The 18,263-nt window shown below is 40.3% G+C and carries 17 protein-coding genes, 1 tRNA gene, 1 rRNA gene, 1 other RNA gene, 1 pseudogene and 1 other annotated feature; of the genes and pseudogenes, 15 read left to right on the top strand and 6 right to left on the bottom strand.

Annotation, left to right across the window (positions count from 1 at the left end):
* A 5S ribosomal RNA gene (gene rrf / locus AAZR19_RS18800) occupies nt 1-86 on the top strand; the annotation flags it as partial.
* Nucleotides 87-97: 11 nt separating this feature from the next.
* Here rrf and AAZR19_RS18795 read toward each other — a convergent pair.
* Nucleotides 98-1,066 (bottom strand): YaaC family protein, encoded by a 969-nt coding sequence (locus AAZR19_RS18795; protein ID WP_434703974.1) that lies wholly within the window; start codon nt 1,064-1,066, stop codon nt 98-100.
* Between the two features lie 121 nt (nt 1,067-1,187).
* Here AAZR19_RS18795 and guaB point away from each other — a divergent pair, with 121 nt between their 5' ends.
* Together guaB and AAZR19_RS18785 are read left to right on the top strand one after the other, a co-directional pair.
* Complete coding sequence (gene guaB / locus AAZR19_RS18790) at nt 1,188-2,654, top strand: IMP dehydrogenase (RefSeq protein WP_041106261.1); 1,467 nt, start codon at nt 1,188-1,190, stop codon at nt 2,652-2,654.
* 160 nt (nt 2,655-2,814) lie between these two features.
* Nucleotides 2,815-4,140: a D-alanyl-D-alanine carboxypeptidase family protein gene (locus tag AAZR19_RS18785; RefSeq protein WP_041106259.1), complete on the top strand. Its 1,326-nt coding sequence runs from the start codon at nt 2,815-2,817 to the stop codon at nt 4,138-4,140.
* Nucleotides 4,141-4,181: 41 nt separating this feature from the next.
* Here the strand turns inward: AAZR19_RS18785 and AAZR19_RS18780 are convergent, their stop codons facing one another.
* The gene (locus AAZR19_RS18780; RefSeq protein WP_056767003.1) at nt 4,182-5,660 is read right to left on the bottom strand and encodes a PLP-dependent aminotransferase family protein; all 1,479 of its coding nucleotides are present in this window, start codon (nt 5,658-5,660) and stop codon (nt 4,182-4,184) included.
* A 246-nt stretch (nt 5,661-5,906) separates the two neighbouring features.
* Here AAZR19_RS18780 and pdxS point away from each other — a divergent pair, with 246 nt between their 5' ends.
* The 5 genes and pseudogenes from pdxS to AAZR19_RS18755 all read left to right on the top strand — a co-directional run bounded on the left by pdxS (nt 5,907) and on the right by AAZR19_RS18755 (nt 10,149).
* Nucleotides 5,907-6,791, top strand: coding sequence for a pyridoxal 5'-phosphate synthase lyase subunit PdxS (pdxS, locus tag AAZR19_RS18775; protein ID WP_039175840.1), 885 nt, complete (start codon nt 5,907-5,909; stop codon nt 6,789-6,791).
* A 20-nt stretch (nt 6,792-6,811) separates the two neighbouring features.
* Nucleotides 6,812-7,402, top strand: coding sequence for a pyridoxal 5'-phosphate synthase glutaminase subunit PdxT (gene pdxT / locus AAZR19_RS18770; protein WP_041106255.1), 591 nt, complete (start codon nt 6,812-6,814; stop codon nt 7,400-7,402).
* Nucleotides 7,403-7,455: 53 nt separating this feature from the next.
* Nucleotides 7,456-7,672, top strand: a binding site (T-box leader).
* A 49-nt stretch (nt 7,673-7,721) separates the two neighbouring features.
* Nucleotides 7,722-8,996, top strand: a complete 1,275-nt coding sequence (serS, locus tag AAZR19_RS18765) for a serine--tRNA ligase (RefSeq protein WP_024426746.1) — start codon at nt 7,722-7,724, stop codon at nt 8,994-8,996.
* A gap of 596 nt (nt 8,997-9,592) precedes the next feature.
* Nucleotides 9,593-9,928 (top strand): annotated as a pseudogene (locus AAZR19_RS18760) (methyl-accepting chemotaxis protein); the annotation flags it as partial.
* 128 nt (nt 9,929-10,056) lie between these two features.
* Nucleotides 10,057-10,149, top strand: a tRNA-Ser gene (locus AAZR19_RS18755).
* A gap of 89 nt (nt 10,150-10,238) precedes the next feature.
* Here AAZR19_RS18755 and AAZR19_RS18750 read toward each other — a convergent pair.
* The 4 genes from AAZR19_RS18750 to AAZR19_RS18735 form a co-directional block, all read right to left on the bottom strand.
* Complete coding sequence (locus tag AAZR19_RS18750) at nt 10,239-10,898, bottom strand: deoxynucleoside kinase (RefSeq protein ID WP_003218104.1); 660 nt, start codon at nt 10,896-10,898, stop codon at nt 10,239-10,241.
* Complete coding sequence (locus AAZR19_RS18745) at nt 10,895-11,518, bottom strand: deoxynucleoside kinase (protein WP_024425759.1); 624 nt, start codon at nt 11,516-11,518, stop codon at nt 10,895-10,897. Before AAZR19_RS18745 ends, AAZR19_RS18750 begins: the two co-directional genes overlap by 4 nt.
* Nucleotides 11,519-11,603: 85 nt before the next feature.
* Nucleotides 11,604-12,851 (bottom strand): glycoside hydrolase family 18 protein, encoded by a 1,248-nt coding sequence (locus AAZR19_RS18740; protein WP_235566759.1) that lies wholly within the window; start codon nt 12,849-12,851, stop codon nt 11,604-11,606.
* 99 nt (nt 12,852-12,950) lie between these two features.
* Nucleotides 12,951-13,505, bottom strand: coding sequence for an isochorismatase family cysteine hydrolase (locus AAZR19_RS18735; protein ID WP_041106250.1), 555 nt, complete (start codon nt 13,503-13,505; stop codon nt 12,951-12,953).
* Nucleotides 13,506-13,584: 79 nt separating this feature from the next.
* Here AAZR19_RS18735 and tadA point away from each other — a divergent pair, with 79 nt between their 5' ends.
* The 7 genes from tadA (at nt 13,585) to AAZR19_RS18700 (ending at nt 17,981) form a co-directional block, all read left to right on the top strand.
* Complete coding sequence (gene tadA, locus AAZR19_RS18730) at nt 13,585-14,061, top strand: tRNA adenosine(34) deaminase TadA (RefSeq protein ID WP_041106248.1); 477 nt, start codon at nt 13,585-13,587, stop codon at nt 14,059-14,061.
* A 76-nt stretch (nt 14,062-14,137) separates the two neighbouring features.
* Nucleotides 14,138-14,402, top strand: an RNA gene (gene ffs, locus AAZR19_RS18725) — signal recognition particle sRNA large type.
* Between the two features lie 330 nt (nt 14,403-14,732).
* Nucleotides 14,733-16,445 carry a DNA polymerase III subunit gamma/tau gene (gene dnaX, locus AAZR19_RS18720; RefSeq protein ID WP_041106245.1) on the top strand — a complete coding sequence of 571 codons (1,713 nt, stop codon included), beginning with the start codon at nt 14,733-14,735 and terminating at the stop codon, nt 16,443-16,445.
* Between the two features lie 26 nt (nt 16,446-16,471).
* Nucleotides 16,472-16,795 carry a YbaB/EbfC family nucleoid-associated protein gene (locus AAZR19_RS18715; protein ID WP_008342011.1) on the top strand — a complete coding sequence of 108 codons (324 nt, stop codon included), beginning with the start codon at nt 16,472-16,474 and terminating at the stop codon, nt 16,793-16,795.
* A gap of 15 nt (nt 16,796-16,810) precedes the next feature.
* Nucleotides 16,811-17,407: a recombination protein RecR gene (recR, locus tag AAZR19_RS18710; RefSeq protein ID WP_003218094.1), complete on the top strand. Its 597-nt coding sequence runs from the start codon at nt 16,811-16,813 to the stop codon at nt 17,405-17,407.
* An 18-nt stretch (nt 17,408-17,425) separates the two neighbouring features.
* The gene (locus AAZR19_RS18705; protein WP_024425764.1) at nt 17,426-17,650 is read left to right on the top strand and encodes a YaaL family protein; all 225 of its coding nucleotides are present in this window, start codon (nt 17,426-17,428) and stop codon (nt 17,648-17,650) included.
* A gap of 67 nt (nt 17,651-17,717) precedes the next feature.
* Nucleotides 17,718-17,981 (top strand): pro-sigmaK processing inhibitor BofA family protein, encoded by a 264-nt coding sequence (locus tag AAZR19_RS18700; protein ID WP_034284261.1) that lies wholly within the window; start codon nt 17,718-17,720, stop codon nt 17,979-17,981.
* Nucleotides 17,982-18,263: the final 282 nt, after the last annotated feature.

The raw sequence follows: 18,263 nt of genomic DNA, 5'->3' as shown, positions 1-18,263 counted from the left end.
GTTCCCATACCGAACACGGAAGTTAAGCTCTTCAGCGCCGATGGTAGTTGGGGGTTTCCCCCTGTGAGAGTAGGACGCCGCCAAGCTTCTATAAGGATCAGTTCCAGCCGGAACTGGTCTTTTTTGTTTTTTCTTCTAACAGCATCATGATGTATGCTGGGAACTTCTCTTCTGCAATCTCCATGTAGCGTTCAATCATGACGTAATCATCGCTAATGTATTGAGACAGCAGCTCGTACCACCATTCTGTTTCGTAGCGGGCAATCATACTAAGGTTATACATCAATAAGTAATGGCTGATGATCTCAGGAATCCCTAGAAAAGCATCTCGTGTTGACGGTATAAACCATTGATCCATTTCTAAATCATAATGAAGATGAGTAGCAAGTGCCGGGTTTTCTTCAAGAAATACATCAAACGTCAGTTTTTTAGCCTCTCTCTGTTTAAGTTTCCAGCTTGTATGGAACTCAAAGTATTCAATAAACCGTTCAGCAGACATGTTATAAAGTAATGGAATATGATCTTGAATCATCATTCCATTAGCCTTTTCTACTTTAACTAATGTCGAAGGCTGCTTTTGAAACTCAAGAATATGACTCATTTCAGGTATTTTAGACAGGAGATGGATCATCGTAAATCGCTCATCTTCAAGACCATTTAATTGAAATAGATGCTTTAACACATGCATACATAGCCCATTTCTTTGAATTTTCACCTCATCTTCACTAAAACGGTAATGCTGTTTCTTTCTCTTTCTCGATGTTACGCCATGAGCTAAAACAGAGGTTTGAGAAGGATAATGGGGATCCACTGTCAGCAAACATGCTTTAAGCAGCTGTGCCATTCCATAAAACAATAAAATGGGTTTAAGTTCTAGAGGCGCGATCGCAGCCTGTTCATAAAACGTATGGCCATGTTTTAGAAAGTAAATAAATCGTTCACAGTTTTTATAGGCTTGCTGGTTTGCATCTTGAATGTTCCGTTTCTCATATTGTTGAAATAGAAACTTTTGGGAGGTTTCGAGCGAGTAAAAACGTTTTAAATCCTTCCATCCTGAACTTTTCATCTTCTTCCTCAACTCTCTTTATATTTTCTAAAAATTGCAACTGTTTGTTGCTTCCTTGACATGCTGTTTGCTAGTTGATAATCTACATATAATATTTTGCCGAAAAGAGGGGGATTTACTAATGTGGGAAAGTAAATTTTCAAAAGAAGGTTTGACGTTTGACGATGTTTTGCTTGTTCCAGCAAAGTCTGAAGTACTTCCGCGTGATGTCAATTTATCAGTGGAGCTAACAAGCACATTAAAGCTAAACATTCCAATTATCAGTGCGGGAATGGACACAGTGACGGAATCACAAATGGCGATTGCAATGGCACGTCAAGGTGGTCTTGGTATTATTCATAAGAACATGTCCATTGAACAGCAAGCAGAACAGGTGGATAAAGTAAAACGTTCAGAGCGCGGCGTTATTACAAATCCATTCTTCTTAACACCAGAGCATCAAGTATTTGATGCAGAGCATTTGATGGGTAAATACCGTATTTCAGGTGTGCCGATTGTCAACAACGAACAAGACCAAAAGCTTGTTGGTATTATTACGAACCGTGACCTTCGTTTTATTTCGGATTATTCAATGAAGATTAGCGACGTGATGACAAAAGAGGAACTTGTGACAGCTTCTGTTGGTACAACATTAGAAGAAGCTGAAAAAATCCTACAGCAGTACAAGATTGAAAAATTACCTCTTTTAGATGACGAAGGAACGTTAAAAGGTCTTATCACAATCAAAGATATTGAAAAAGTGATTGAATTCCCTAACTCCTCTAAAGATGCGCATGGCCGTTTAATTGTTGGTGCTGCTGTTGGTGTCACTGGCGATACAATGACACGTGTGAAAAAATTAGTCGAAGCCAATGTGGATGTCATTGTTATTGATACAGCACACGGTCATTCTCAAGGTGTTCTAAACACTGTATCGAAAATCCGTGAAACGTATCCTTCTCTTAACATCATTGCTGGTAATGTTGCAACAGCCGAAGCAACAAAAGCATTGTTTGAAGCAGGAGCAGATATTGTAAAAGTCGGTATCGGACCAGGATCTATTTGTACAACACGTGTTGTTGCAGGTGTCGGTGTACCACAAATCACAGCGATCTATGACTGTGCAACAGAAGCAAGAAAACATGGTAAAGCTATTATTGCAGATGGTGGAATTAAATATTCAGGTGATATCGTGAAAGCATTAGCATCTGGCGGACATGCTGTTATGCTTGGAAGCCTTCTAGCTGGTACATCTGAAAGCCCAGGAGAAACAGAAATTTTCCAAGGTAGACGATTCAAAGTTTATCGTGGTATGGGTTCTGTCGCTGCAATGGAAAAAGGAAGTAAAGATCGTTACTTCCAAGAAGATAATAAAAAATTCGTTCCTGAAGGTATTGAAGGCCGTACACCATACAAAGGGCCAGTCGTTGATACAGTGTATCAACTAGTTGGCGGTATTCGTTCTGGTATGGGTTATTGTGGAACACAAGATTTACGCACTCTTAGAGAAGAAGCACAATTCATTCGTATGACGGGTGCAGGACTTCGTGAGAGTCATCCACATGATGTACAAATTACAAAAGAATCACCAAACTACACAATTTCTTGATAAATTGTGACAATCAAATTACATTTGACAGGGTCTATGACTCTGTCTATTTTTTTTGTCTTTATTGTGATAAAATTTATACTGTTGTGTTGAGATAAGCCCTTGTGGATTACATATATATGAAAAACGTCGAAAAAAGATGAATACGGAGGTATGACGATTGAACAGCAAGATATTGAAACAGCTTATGGTCTCTATCCTTGCATTGGCATTGATTGTTACAGCATTTACACCAATGTCCAAAGCAAAAGCTGCTGAAGATCCATTCAGTGTGAATGCGAAAGCAGCGATCCTTATTGAAGCTTCTACAGGTAAAATTCTTTATAGTAAAAACGCAGATCAAAGACTGCCTATTGCAAGTATGGCAAAAATGATGACAGAGTATCTATTACTAGAGGCAATTGCTGAAGGAAAAGTGAAATGGGATCAAAAGTATACGCCAGATGATTATGTATACGAAATTTCTCAGGACCGCAGCTTATCCAACGTTCCTTTGAGAAAAGATGGTTCGTATACAGTAAAAGAACTTTATCAAGCAACGGCTATTTATTCGGCAAATGCAGCAGCGATTGGTTTAGCAGAAGTGATCGCTGGATCAGAATCGAAATTTGTTGAAAAAATGAACGCAAAAGCAAAAGAACTTGGTTTAACAAACTACAAATTCGTGAATGCAACTGGTCTGGAAAATAAAGACTTACATGGCCAACAGCCAAAAGGTACAGGGCCTGATGAAGAAAGTGAAGTATCTGCAAAAGATATGGCTTTGCTTGCACAGCATCTCATCAAAGACCATCCAGAAATTCTTGAAACAGCAAGTATTGCGAAAACAAAGTTCAGAGAAGGCACGGACGATGAAATGGACATGCCTAACTGGAACTTCATGCTTAAAGGACTTGTGAAGGAATATAAAGGTGTTGACGGTCTGAAAACAGGATCTACAGATTCAGCCGGTTCTAGCTTCACAGGTACAGCAAAACAAGGTGACATGCGTGTCATCGCAGTTATCTTGAATGCAAAAGGTAATCTTCATACAGCACGTTTCGACGTGGCAAAAAAACTATTCGACTATGCGTTTAAAAACTTCACGATGAAAGAAATGTACAAAAAAGATCAACAAATTAAAGGACATGAAAACATCGAAGTGGATAAAGGCAAAGATAAAGAAGTACCTGTTGTGACGAAAGAAGCATTTTCTGTGCCAGTAAAAAATGGTGACGAAAAGAGCTATAAAGCAAAAGTAAATATCGAAAAAAAGAAACTAGAAGCTCCTATTAAAAAAGGAACGAAGGTTGGCATGCTGACGACTTCTTATTCTGGTGATGAGAAGGACTACGGTTATTTAAATAAAGACCAATCAGGTGTTGAGCTTGTGACGAAAACAAGCGATGAAAAAGCAAACTGGTTCATCCTTGCAATGCGCGGTGTAGGTGGATTCTTCGCTGGCATTTGGGGCGGAATCGTTGACACAGTAAAAGGCTGGTTCTAATAAAAAACTGCTCTCTATACATGAGAGCAGTTTTTTTATCGTTAAAAGAAGAGCGATTGCTTCTGATTTTGAGGAGTGGACAAGGCTTGCTGAAAAATACCACATAACTTTTCCACGCCCTCGGCCAGTGCTTTTTCATTCACATAAGAAAAGCTGAGGCGGATATAATTCTGTTTCGGTTCTCCAGGATAGCAGACAGAGCCAGGTAGAAAAGTAATTTGATGCTTACGTGCCTCATGTAACAGTGCTCGTGTATCGACCCAAGAAGGAAAGCTGAGCCATAAATTGAGCCCGCCCTGTGGAATTTGCCAAGTTACATCTTTTGGTGCGTACTTCGTTAACACATCCATCATCAAATCGCGTCTCACCTTCAAGGCGGTTCTTAGCTTCTTCGTATGATCAATCATTTTCTTCGATGTCAGAAACGGCAATATGGCCTTTTGTGTGAGGAGAGGGCTGCCTAAGTCATTATTGGCCTTTGCAGCTAATAAGCGGTTAAATATCGAGCCTGATGCGGTGATAATCCCTATTCTGCATCCTGGAGCCAGTGTTTTACTTAACCCTCGTAAATAAATGACGTGTCCATCATGGTCCAAGCTTTTAATAGGTGCTGGCGGTTTCTTTTCAAAATAAAGCTCACGATAAGGGTCATCTTCTACAATGAGACAATCTATGCTTTGAGCCAGTAAGAGAAGCTGTTTTCTGCGTTTCATCGACATACTGGCCCCTGTCGGACTGTGAAAAGTAGGAATCGTATAGATGAGCTTCGGTTTATATTTATCACAAATGCTTTGAAGCTGCTTCATGTTCATCCCTTCATGATCGACAGGGACGGTAATGATTCTTGCTCCTCTGCCCATAAAGACATCAATGGCCCCGGGATAGGTCGGTGCTTCCATGACAACCACATCATCCGGCCCAATAAACGTACGTGCCACCAAATCAAGCCCTTGCTGAGAACCACTTGTTACAAGAATATTTTCAGGTGTAGATGGCACATCCAACTTTTCTAAAAAAGATTGAATGACCTGTCGCAGCTGAAGATCACCTTGTATTTCTCCATACTTCGACATGATTTGAGGATGTCTGGCTAGTACATGCTGCATTTCTTTTTCTAAATACCGGTTTGGCAAAAGACCTGGATCGATCATAGAGGAAGAAAGGTTAATGGCTTCTTCGACATAGTGATACTGGGCGAATTGAGACCGTGGTAAATAATCTGGAATCGACAACTGCCAATCGAAAGAAGTAGATGATGGAACCGGGGTCTCTGCCTGCTCTTGCTGCTCATCCACAAAAGTGCCTTTACCTTGCACTGTCGTTAAATATCCATCGTCCTTTAATCGGGTGTATGCCTTAGCTGCCGTGACAAGACTCACATTCAGCTGCTTAGCTAAATCACGGACAGTTGGCAGCCTTTCTCCTTGCTGAAGCAAACCCGATTGAATGTGATCGATGATTGAAAAGTAAATTTGATTTGAAAGAGATGTATCAGAGTGTCGATGGATATCAATATGCATGAAACCCCTCCATAGAATGCAAAATTGTTATACATGATTTTTAATTGTTATAGTTGTATTATAGCATGTAAATCACACTTGAAAGAGAAAACGACATGTTTTTAGCTGAAAATCCTTTATATACAAGGGGTTATCCTTTTTTATCCGTTGGTTGAATTGTTATACTATTCTCTTTATTGTTATACTTCCTCGCTTGTATGATAAAGATGTTGAATGAATCGAATAGACAAATGGGAGGAAACTATTGTGAGCAATAAGGGAACTGAACGAGTGAAACGTGGAATGGCAGAAATGCAAAAGGGTGGCGTCATTATGGATGTCGTCAATGCGGAGCAGGCAAAAATTGCAGAAGAAGCAGGTGCGGTGGCAGTCATGGCACTAGAACGAGTACCAGCTGATATCCGTGCAGCAGGCGGTGTTGCCCGTATGGCAGACCCAAGAATCGTAGAGGAAGTACAAAATGCAGTAACGATTCCAGTCATGGCAAAAGCACGTATCGGCCACATCGTCGAGGCTCGTGTTCTTGAAGCACTTGGTGTTGATTATATCGATGAGAGTGAAGTGCTGACGCCCGCAGATGAGGAATTCCATTTAAATAAAAATGAATACACAGTACCTTTTGTCTGTGGATGCCGTGACTTAGGTGAGGCAACCCGCCGTATCGCAGAAGGCGCTTCTATGCTTCGTACAAAAGGAGAACCTGGGACAGGCAACATCGTAGAAGCTGTTCGTCATATGAGAAAGGTCAATGCTCAGATTCGTAAAGTATCGGCTATGAGTGAAGATGAACTGATGACAGAAGCCAAGAATCTTGGCGCGCCTTATGAATTATTGCTGCAAATCAAAAGAGACGGCAAGCTGCCAGTTGTGAACTTTGCAGCAGGAGGCGTTGCGACACCAGCAGATGCTGCGTTAATGATGCAGCTTGGCGCAGACGGTGTATTTGTCGGATCTGGTATTTTCAAATCAGACAATCCAGCTAAATTTGCAAAAGCAATTGTTGAAGCAACGACTCATTACACTGATTACCGTCTTATTGCAGAACTTTCAAAAGAGCTTGGAACAGCTATGAAAGGAATTGAAATTTCAAATCTACTGCCAGAAGAACGTATGCAAGAGCGTGGCTGGTAATTAAGGGAGCGCAAACGAACATGCTGACAATTGGTGTACTAGGGCTTCAAGGAGCGGTGAGAGAGCATATTCAATCGATTGAAGCCTGCGGCGCAGAAGGAAAGATCATCAAACGAGTAGAAGAGCTAGAATCCGTTGACGGTTTGATTATCCCTGGTGGAGAAAGTACGACGATGAGGAGACTTATGGATACGTACCAATTCATTGAACCGATCAAGGCGTTCGCTGCTCAAGGGAAACCGATTTTCGGGACATGTGCCGGTTTGATTATGCTGGCAAAGCATATCGAAGATCGAGAAGATGCTCATCTTGGCCTATTAAATGTATCTGTTGCACGGAACTCTTTTGGCAGACAGGTAGACAGCTTTGAAGCAGATTTAGAAGTAAAAGGACTGGATGCCCCGTTTACAGGGGTATTCATCCGTGCGCCTCATATCATCAGCGCAGATAATGACGTAGAAATCATGGCTGAATATGATGGCAGGATTGTGATGGCGAAAGAAAACAATATCTTAGGCTGCTCTTTTCATCCAGAGCTGACAGACGATCACCGGTTAACACAGCTGTTTGTAGACATGGTGAAGTCCTACAAAACGAAGCTTGCTGTATAAAACGGTTGAAAAGAGATAAAACTTATAGTACATTAAAATCACAATCAAAGATCGAAAAAGCGTTGACGGGAAATAGTAAGAAGCCCCTCTTTCTCAGAGAGCCGATGGTTGGTGAGAATCGGTGAAAGATGCATTCTGAATCCATCCTTGAGCGAAATGCTGAAACACGAGAAGTAAGCATTTACGGTGATACCGTTACAGAGGAAAGAGGAAAGCATGCTTCTGCATGTTTTCAATCAGGGTGGCAACGCGAGAGCTCTCGTCCCTTTCATGGGATGAGGGCTCTTTTTATTTTTCGATAAAAAAAGGAGTGTTACACATGCTTGATATTAAACAACTGCGCACGGACTTTGATCAAATCAAAGAAAAATTAGCACACCGAGGCGAAGATTTAGCGGATTTTGATAAGTTTGGTGAGCTAGATCAAAAAAGAAGAGAATTAATCGGGAAAACAGAAGAATTAAAGAGCCGAAGAAATGAAGTATCACAGCAAGTGGCCGTTCTAAAAAGAGAAAAGAAAGACGCCGATCACATTATTCAAGAAATGCGTGAGGTAGGAGATGAGATCAAGAAGCTGGATGATGAGCTAAGAACAGTAGAAGAGAGCCTGCAGCACATCCTGTTCTCAATTCCAAATATCCCTCATGACTCTGTACCAGTTGGTGAAACAGAAGACGACAACGTGGAAGTGAGAAAATGGGGCGAACAGCCAGCCTTCTCATTTGAACCAAAACCACATTGGGACGTAGCTGATGAGCTAAAAATCCTTGATTTTGAACGTGCAGGAAAAGTGACAGGAAGCCGTTTCGTTTTTTATAAAGGGCTTGGCGCCCGCTTAGAGCGCGCATTGTATAACTTTATGCTCGATTTACATGTGGATGAGTTTGGTTTTACTGAAGTGCTTCCACCTTATATGGTCAACAGAGCGAGCATGACAGGAACTGGTCAGCTTCCAAAATTCGAAGAGGATGCCTTTAAAATACGTGAAGAAGATTACTTCCTCATTCCAACAGCTGAAGTGCCAATTACGAACATGCATCGTGACGAAATCCTCGAAGGCGAACAGCTGCCAATCAACTATGCAGCATTCAGTGCTTGCTTTAGATCAGAAGCTGGATCTGCTGGCAGAGATACACGTGGACTCATCCGTCAGCATCAATTTAACAAGGTAGAGCTTGTGAAATTTGTCAGACCAGAAGATTCTTATGAAGAATTAGAGAAATTAACAAATCAAGCAGAAAAAGTTCTTCAGCTATTGAACCTGCCATACCGTGTCATGAGCATGTGTACGGGAGATTTAGGCTTCACAGCTGCGAAGAAATACGATATCGAAGTGTGGATTCCGAGCCAGAATACGTACCGTGAAATTTCTTCTTGCAGTAACTTCGAAGCATTCCAGGCAAGACGTGCAAACATTCGTTTCCGTCCAGAGCCTAAAGCGAAGCCAGAACATGTCCACACATTAAATGGATCTGGATTAGCGGTAGGAAGAACTGTAGCGGCTATTTTAGAAAACTATCAACAAGAGGACGGCACAGTGATCATTCCTGAAGTACTGCGTCCTTATATGGGAAATAAAGAAGTGATGAAATAAGATGCCGTCAAGGCATCTTTTTCTTTTTACCAAAAGTCCTACAGTTTTCCTGAATTTAGCCGATAAAAAAATTAAAAGCTTCTAGGAAAGAAGGAATAACCTTGAATAGGCTTGACTATTATGTTGAAATGGCTCATTTACTTAGAAAGGTACTAGATGAAAGTATTCTTTTCGGCATCACAGATACAGAGAAGATACTTTGTTATTACCCATCTAACACAATAGATTTTGGTATGAAAGTTGGAGACCCATTGAACCCAGAAGACCAAAATGTGGCGACGACATTAAGAGGACAAGAATATGACGGTCATTTACCAGAGCATTTATATGGTTATGAAATTGCTGTAAAAGGTTACCCGATTTTTGATGAAGATAGAAAAGTAATTGGCTCTTTTTTAGTGGCATTTTCACATCATCGTGAAAAGAAATTAAGCGGTTATATGGAGCAAATCAATAAAGTAGCGAAAGAACTCCAAGGTGGAATTGAGCAAATTGCTGCACATTCACAAGAGCTGGCTGCCACAAGTTTAGAAATAAGCGAACAGGCAGGAAGAGCGGAAGAGAAATCTGCGAATATTGAAGAAGTCGTCAAAACCATTGGCGGAATCGCTAGACAAACAAATCTGCTCGGTTTAAATGCTGCAATTGAAGCCGCAAGAGCAGGTGAGAACGGAAAAGGGTTTGCTGTCGTTGCTGATGAAGTTCGCAAATTATCAGATGGCTCGAAGGAAGCGGCTGAAACCATTAATACATTTTTAAAAGAAATCCAAGACAGCATTGGCACTCTGTCTGAAAACATCTCACAAATCAGCAGCTCAACAAATGAACAAGCCAAACAAGTGACAGACTTTACGAAGATTATCGAGTCATTAAATGAGTTTAAAGTAGAGATGAATCAGTTTATTGAAGAAATTAGACAGGATACGAAATAGATCGAGAGCAGCCGTCAATGGCTGCTTTTTTATAGGCAATCATCATGCCAAAATCACATATTGAATTTTTTTTCGAAAAGATGTTGACTTCAAATAAAATGATATGGTATATTAATTCTTGTCGATACGGAGGAATACCCAAGTCCGGCTGAAGGGATCGGTCTTGAAAACCGACAGGGGTGTCAAAGCCCGCGGGGGTTCGAATCCCTCTTCCTCCGCCATATTGATTTTTTACCTTAGTTGAATTGAACGCAAGCATAAAAATTGGAAATTGTCAAACCGCTGCATTTCGCGAATGCAGCGGTTTTTTTTATTTTGTTTTAGAGCGATTTTTTTGAATAACAGAAGCTATTTCGTGAAGAATGGGATCAAGTGAGCTTTCATCATGAAGTAAGTCATAATCTTCAATATTAATTTTAATCACTGGGCATAAATCAAATTGTTCGATCCATTCCGTGTATCGAGTGTACATTTCTTCCCAATAAGCTCGGTCAGTTTGAGTTTCCATCTCTCTGCCGCGTTCTTCAATACGATGTAAAATATGATCTAAATCCCCGTGTAGATAGATGAGGACATCAGGGTGAGGGAAGTAAGGTGTCATCACCATCGCCTCAAATAGGCTTGTATACGTTTCATAATCAACCTCAGACATCGTACCTTTGTCCGCATGCATTTTTGCAAAAATGCCAGTATCCTCATAAATGGAACGATCTTGTACATATCCTCCGCCAGATTCAAAAATCCGCTTTTGCTCCTTAAAACGCTCAGCTAAGAAATAGACCTGTAAGTGGAAGCTCCATCTTTGGAAATCTGAATAAAAAGGCTCTAAATATGGGTTATCATCTACTTTTTCAAGAGAGGTTTGAAACCCTAGCTTGTCCGCTATTGTTTTGGTCATAGTTGATTTGCCGACACCAACAGTCCCGGCAATTGTGATGACTGCGTCCTTTGGTATTTCGATATTGTTCATAGCACTTGCTCCTTTATGTTCTGTACAATTTGCTGGTAATCTTGCTGTGAGGAAACGAAGTCTGTATGATCTCCTTCAATTGTAATGATAGGAAGCCCTGGCTCAGTCTGTTTTAAATGTTCAATAGCCAGCTCATAATCTTCAATGAGTGTTTTTAAATAAGCTGGGTCAATGTCTTCTTCAAAAGAGCGTCCTCTCATCTGTATTCTTTCAAGTAAGGTGGGAAGGCTGGCTTTTATATAGATCATGGCATTTGGTTTAGGAAGATCATCTGTTAGCAGATGATAGATCTTTCTGTATTTATCCATGTGCTTTTTTGATAATGTTCTTTCTGCAAATATCATATTTTTATAGACGTGATAATCAGTGACAACTGGCTGCTGTTTATTCACATAGTTTTCTTCAATTGATTCTAACTGTTTGAACCGATTGCATAAAAAGAACATCTCAAGCTGAAAGCTCCATTGTTCCATATCTTCATAAAATTTATCTAAGAATGGATTTTCTTCTACAATCTCTTTTACTAAAGGAAATTGAAATTCCTTCGCAAGCATTGTAGCCAAAGTTGTTTTTCCGGCTCCAATCGGGCCTTCCACTGCAATAAAAGGGGCAGGATACATAGGCGTTCTCCTCTATCTATAAAGTTAAAGTTGTCAAACCAATGTATATTGTACCATACCCCTTCTAATAGATAGAGTGAATGGATTACGATGTCGTTCTTTTTTCAATATTAAATTGATCTGATAATAAGAGCCAATTTTGTGGGAAAGATAGACCTAATTTCCAATAAGCAATGCCGTTCAAATTTAGCTCTTTGATGAGGTTGAACTTTGCTTGAATTGATCTAGCGTCTTCGAACCAGACCTCATGCTCTTTGTTGTTGGCATCTGTATAACGAAAATGGGGTGCCTGTGCTGTTTCGTCGTATAAGATAGAGACATTGTGCTCTCTAGCAAGTGCAATTGCTTGTTGAGGACTGACGGCTTTGGCTATGGGGCCGCCCTGGACGAAAGGAAGTGTCCAATCATAGCCGTATAAATTCTGCCCCATTACAATTTTATTGGCCGGTATGACAGTTAATGCATATTCAATGACTTGGCGGACAGGTCCAATTGGAGAGACAGCTTGTGGAGGGCCGCCGCTGTACCCCCATTCATAGGTCATCAACACAACATGATCGACGATCTTACCGATCGCTTCATAGTCATGGGCTTCATACCATTTGCCCTTTTGCTGACTACTTGTTTTTGGTGCAAGTGCAACAGATATTGTCCATCCTTCTTGATGGAAACGCGCTGTTGCTTCTCTTAAAAATTGAATATAAGCATCTTTATCAGCAGGGCGTAAATATTCAAAATCAAAATGGACTTCCTTGAATTGATACTTTTTGGCAACACGAACAATTTCATTTAAAAATGCCGTTTTGACAGATTGGTTAGTTAAAAGAATACGCCCAAGTTCATCACTGAATTTTTCATTCTCTAGATTTGTCACCACCATGGTTAATACAGTTCTGTTCTGAGCGGCAATCTGGGGTAGTTGGTCTAACGGTGGTTCTCGCAGTGTCCCATCTCTTTGTGCTTGAAAACTAAAGACTTCTAAATGGGTCAAGTATGGGGAGGCCTCTCTAGCTGCCTGCTTTAAGTTTTCACTGACTTGATTTCCCCGTGGTTCAATATAAGCATTGGAATTAATGTTCCTTTTCGGTCTTTGTGGAATATAGAGCAAGAAACGAATAGGCAGTATCGCTTCAGGCCGAATTCTGTTCACGCGTGCCAATTCTTCCACTGAGATTTGAAACCGTCTACCAATTTGATATAGTGTGTCATTTTGTTTGACCTCATAAAATTGACCTCTAATTGGAATGACAATTGTTTGTCCAATGACGAGTTGATTTGGTGTTTCGATTTCGTTAGTACGGATAATTTCATTGACTGTCGTTTTAAAACGCATAGCAATGTCGTTTAAAGTATCTCCTCTTTTGACAACATAAATTTGAATAGTCAACGCCCCCTTTGTTATTGCTAACAATTTATGAGGGTTATAGCTAAATCATGTTTGATTTTCATTCGTGATTTCCTTAGCGGTAGTGATTTTGGCTAGAAGAACGTTCTCCATCATCGTTAAAGCGTAGTTGTTATCTCTGTCGTCATTTGAAGCGATACAATCTTTAGGTACAATTAGATTGTATTCTCGCATGTATGCGTCATTTGCAGTGAACAAAACGCAAATGTTTCCGGCAATTCCAGTTAGAATAATGTCCTCAACACCTAATTCATTTAAGAGTGTCTCTAGTGCAGTACCGTAGAAGGCAGAATGCTTAGGTTTAATTAAGAAGTAATTATCTTTAGATGGTGTCATTTTCTCTAAAATAGGAGCGCTTCTTTCATTTTTGCATGTTTCCAAAACAGCTTGGATATCAGCCTTCCAAAGTCCGTAGTGATCGTTGATATAAATGATTGGCCAATTTTCCTTGAAAGCATGTTGTTTAAGAGCTAAAATTTTATTGGTCATTTGCTCTGTTTTTTCTGCAAGCACATGTCCCATTTCAAAATCAAAATCATTAATCATGTCGATAATAAGTAGCGCCTTTGTTTGCTTTGACAAAATAAGACCCCCTTTAAAAGATTGTGATAATATGTTAACCTCAATTTCCTTTTAAAAAACATGAAAAGAGAGCCGTGCCATGACGAAAGATGAACAGTTTATGCAAGAAGCCATTTCTGAAGCCTTAAAAGCAGAACAAATAGGGGAAGTGCCGATTGGTGCGATCATTGTTGTTGATGATCAAATCGTGAGCCGGGCTCATAATTTAAGGGAAAGTGAGCAGCGTTCGATTGCACATGCAGAATTACTTGCTATTGATGAAGCATGTAAAGCGACAGGGAGCTGGCGTTTAGAAGATGCTGTGCTTTACGTTACGCTTGAGCCATGCCCAATGTGTGCGGGTGCTATTGTTCTCTCTAGAGTGAAAAAGGTCGTTTTTGGTGCATACGATCCAAAAGGTGGATGCGCAGGTACTTTAATGAATTTACTGGATGATGAACGGTTCAATCATCAGTCTGAGGTCATCGGTGGTGTACTTGAAAATCAGTGTGGTGAGCTGTTAAGTCAGTTCTTCCGAAATCTCCGTCAGCGAAAGAAACAAGCCAAAAGTAAATGAATGGATGTCGTTTGCAATTTGAGCTATAAGAAGGTATACTTATGTCTGCGTCACTAACAATTTAATATTCATTTTGCCGTGCTAAGCGGGGAGGTAGCGGTGCCCTGTACTCGCAATCCGCTCTAGCGAGGCCGAATCCCTTCTCGAGGTTCGTTTACTTCAAGGTCTGCCTTAAATAAGTGGTGTTGACGTCTGGGTCCTGCGCAATGGGAATTCATGAACCATGTCAGGTCCGGAAGGAAGCAGCATTAAGTGAAACCTCTCATGTGCCGCAGGGTTGCCTGGGCCGAGCTAACTGTTTAAGTAACGCTTGGGGTAGCGAATCGACAGAAGGTGCACGGTAAATCAATATTAAATGTAACTCATCTAGTTTAACTAGGTGAGTTTTTTGTTGCTGTTCAAAGAATAGCTTAAATGCTTTGGTGATACAAATAGATAAAAAGTCTTTTTGGTGCCATTTGTTTTTTTCACTAAACGTAAAAAGAACTGGTGTTCTGTTTGGAGTTTCAGGTCTTTTTACAAAGCTAGAAAATACGTTTTTAATACATGGAAAGTAGAAAATCTCTAGTTGAAATCATCTTATTGGCATATTAGAAAATAAAGGTGTGCTTTTGAATTGATCGGTGCATCATGTATAATGAAAAGGATGATAAATGGAGGAGGGCGTATTTGTGAGTTATCAAGCTTTATATCGAGTGTTCAGACCTCAAGTTTTTGAGGATGTTGTTGGACAAGAACACATCACAAAAACGTTGCAAAATGCCCTTTTGCAGAAAAAGTTTTCTCATGCTTACTTATTTTCAGGTCCTAGAGGAACAGGTAAAACAAGTGCTGCCAAAATCTTTGCTAAGGCAGTGAACTGTGAAAAGTCACCTGTTAGCGAGCCGTGTAATGAATGTGATGCCTGTAAAGGGATTACAAACGGTTCAATTTCAGACGTGATTGAAATAGATGCTGCCTCGAATAACGGGGTAGATGAAATCCGGGATATACGTGATAAAGTGAAATTTGCTCCTTCGGCGGTTACATATAAGGTTTATATTATAGATGAAGTACATATGCTCTCTATCGGTGCATTTAATGCTCTCCTTAAAACGCTGGAAGAACCGCCTGCTCATTGTATCTTTATTTTGGCTACCACAGAGCCCCATAAGATTCCTCTTACCATCATATCTCGTTGTCAGCGGTTTGATTTTAAACGAATCACGACTAAAGATATTGTTGGAAGAATGGAGAAAATTGTAGATGCAGAAGGCCTTGACGTACAGGAGGGTTCGCTCGAGATTATTGCTAGTGCAGCTGATGGCGGTATGCGTGATGCACTAAGTCTCTTGGATCAAGCGATCTCATTTAGTGGTGAACAATTGACAATTGATGATGCGCTGCTCATTACAGGTGCTGTATCGCAGCATTTCATTAGTCAGCTTGCTGAAGCAATTTTTGATCAAAATATTGCCACAGCGTTAGATACATTAAATGAATTGCTCCAGCAGGGGAAAGATGCTGCTAAATTAATAGAGGATATGATTTTTTACTTTAGAGATATGCTGCTTTATAAAACGGCACCAGATCTCGAGGGGGTTCTTGAAAAGGTAAAGGTCGACGAAAGTTTCGTGGCGCTGTCAGATCGTGTGACACCTCAGTTTCTGTATGAAACCATTGAAGTCCTGAATAAAAGCCACCAAGAAATGAAATGGACAAATCATCCAAGGATTTTCTTTGAGGTAGCTGTTGTAAAGCTGTGTCAGTCAACAGCAGGATTGACACAAGGCCATGCTGACGCTGATTTAACGGCGCTAACAGATAAAATAAACAGGCTGGAACAGGAACTATCGAGGCTAAGAGCCGAAGGTGTACCAATGTCTCCATCTCATAGCCCTCAAGAAAAAAAGGAGGCGCCTCGACCACAAACAAGTAATAAAAATGGCTATCGTGCTCCTGTCGGCCGAATTCATGAGATTCTAAAAGAAGCGAAACGGCCTGAGTTAGAAAAAATTAAAGGCAAATGGGGAGAGCTCCTTGCCCAGTTGAAACAGCAGAATAAGGTGTCTCACGCTGCGTTATTAACGGACAGTGAGCCAGTGGCGGCTGCTTCGCATGCCTTTGTTTTAAAATTCAAATTTGAAATACATTGTAAAATGGTTGCTGAAGATAAAAGCGGTGTTCGGACCAATCTTGAACAACTGCTAGAGTCTATGTTAGGAAAAAGAGTGGAATTAGTTGGCGTTCCTGACGCTCAATGGGGTAAAATAAGAGAAGAATTTTTAAGAGATCATCAGCCGGATGAACAAGCAGATGGTCAGGGAACTTCTACTGAAGAGGATCCATTGATTGCGGAAGCAAAAAAATTAGTAGGAACTGATTTAATTGAAATTAAAGATTAATAAAAATGAAAGAGAGTGGTGTTCATATGCGCGGTGGAATGGGAAATATGCAAAAAATGATGAAACAAATGCAAAAAATGCAAAAGGATATGGCGAAGGCTCAAGAAGAGCTTGCAGAAAAAGTTCTTGAAGGTACAGCTGGTGGCGGTATGGTCACTGTCAAAGTAAATGGACAAAAAGAAGTCGTTGATGTAGCAATTAATGAAGAAGTTGTTGATCCAGAAGATATCGATATGCTTCAAGATCTTGTACTTGCTGCGACAAACGATGCATTGAAAAAAGTCGATGAGCTAACGAATGAAACGATGGGTCAATTCACAAAAGGAATGAACATGCCAGGTTTATTCTAGGAGGAATAACTGAAGATGCAATATCCTGAACCAATATCAAAGCTGATTGACAGCTTTATGAAATTGCCAGGAATCGGACCGAAAACTGCGGTCCGTCTGGCTTTTTTTGTTCTTAGTATGCAGGAAGATGTCGTACTAGATTTTGCGAAGGCGCTTGTAAATGCAAAGCGTAATTTAACTTATTGTTCGGTATGCGGTCATATCACAGACCAAGATCCTTGCTATATTTGTGAAGATACAAGAAGAGATCAATCTGTTATCTGTGTAGTGCAGGATCCAAAAGATGTAATCGCAATGGAAAAAATGAAAGAATACAACGGCTTATATCATGTGCTTCATGGTGCCATTTCGCCAATGGACGGAATTGGCCCAGAGGATATTAAAATTCCTGACCTATTAAAAAGATTGCAAGACGATCAAGTGACAGAGGTAATCCTTGCAACCAATCCAAACATTGAAGGAGAAGCAACAGCCATGTATATCTCCAGATTGTTAAAACCATCAGGAATTAAACTCTCTCGCATTGCTCACGGACTTCCAGTAGGCGGGGATTTAGAGTATGCGGATGAAGTTACACTGTCTAAGGCTCTAGAAGGCAGACGTGAGATGTAGGAAGGAGAAGTACGGTACATGGGTTTTCTTCGCAGAAAATCAATTCGAAAAGAATTCGATGAGAAATTAATTCAACAGCTTTTTAAGCAAAAGGAAGAATGGAACAGACAAAAAAAGCTTGTCGCAAATAGCGTTGAGCCTTCACCGGACATTCTATTCGAATTAAAGCTTGCTCAAGCGAAGTACTTTTTCTATCTGAGAGAAGCGAAAAAGAGGAATTTACGTTTAAACAACTGGAAATAGCAGGTCTATTATACATAGTCCTCTCATATGCTTGTACTATTCAATATGAAGAGGAGATGAGAGGATTATGGAACCTGTTATTGTGATCGGGTCAATTTTGCTAGCTGTGCTATTGTTGTTTATGTCAGGTGTGCAGGCGAATCCATTCAAATGGTTAGGGCTTATCGGAGTGAAGTTTGTAGCAGGCGCTCTTTTTTTATTTTGCCTCAACCTATTTGGCGAGAGTCTAGGGTTACATGTCTCTATTAACCCTGTAACGAGTGGAATTAGTGGTTTATTGGGTATTCCGGGCGTAGCAGCTTTAATCGTCATTGAAAAGTTTATTATTTAATGAAAAATATTATTGACTTTGATTCGATAGGGTGGTAAATTAATATACGTCGCTGATGACGAAGAAACGAAAAAACATAATAACAAAAAAGTTGTTGACACTAACAACTTGGATGTGATAAGATGTTCTAGTCGCTTCTGAAGCGGTAAACAAGTTCTTTGAAAACTAAACAAGACAAAACGTACCTGTTAATTCGAGTTTTTATAAAAAAATCCTATGATACTTCATAGGTAGTCAGTCAAACTGGCGAAAAGCAAAACTTCGGTTTTGTACTTTTTCGGA

Origin of the sequence: Bacillus sp. Je.9.29.b (genome assembly GCF_051129925.1) — a bacterium.
Taxonomy (GTDB): Bacteria; Bacillota; Bacilli; order Bacillales; family Bacillaceae; genus Bacillus; species Bacillus safensis.
Note: the sequence above shows the minus strand (reverse complement) of the source record. Positions and strands in the feature narration are given on the sequence as shown.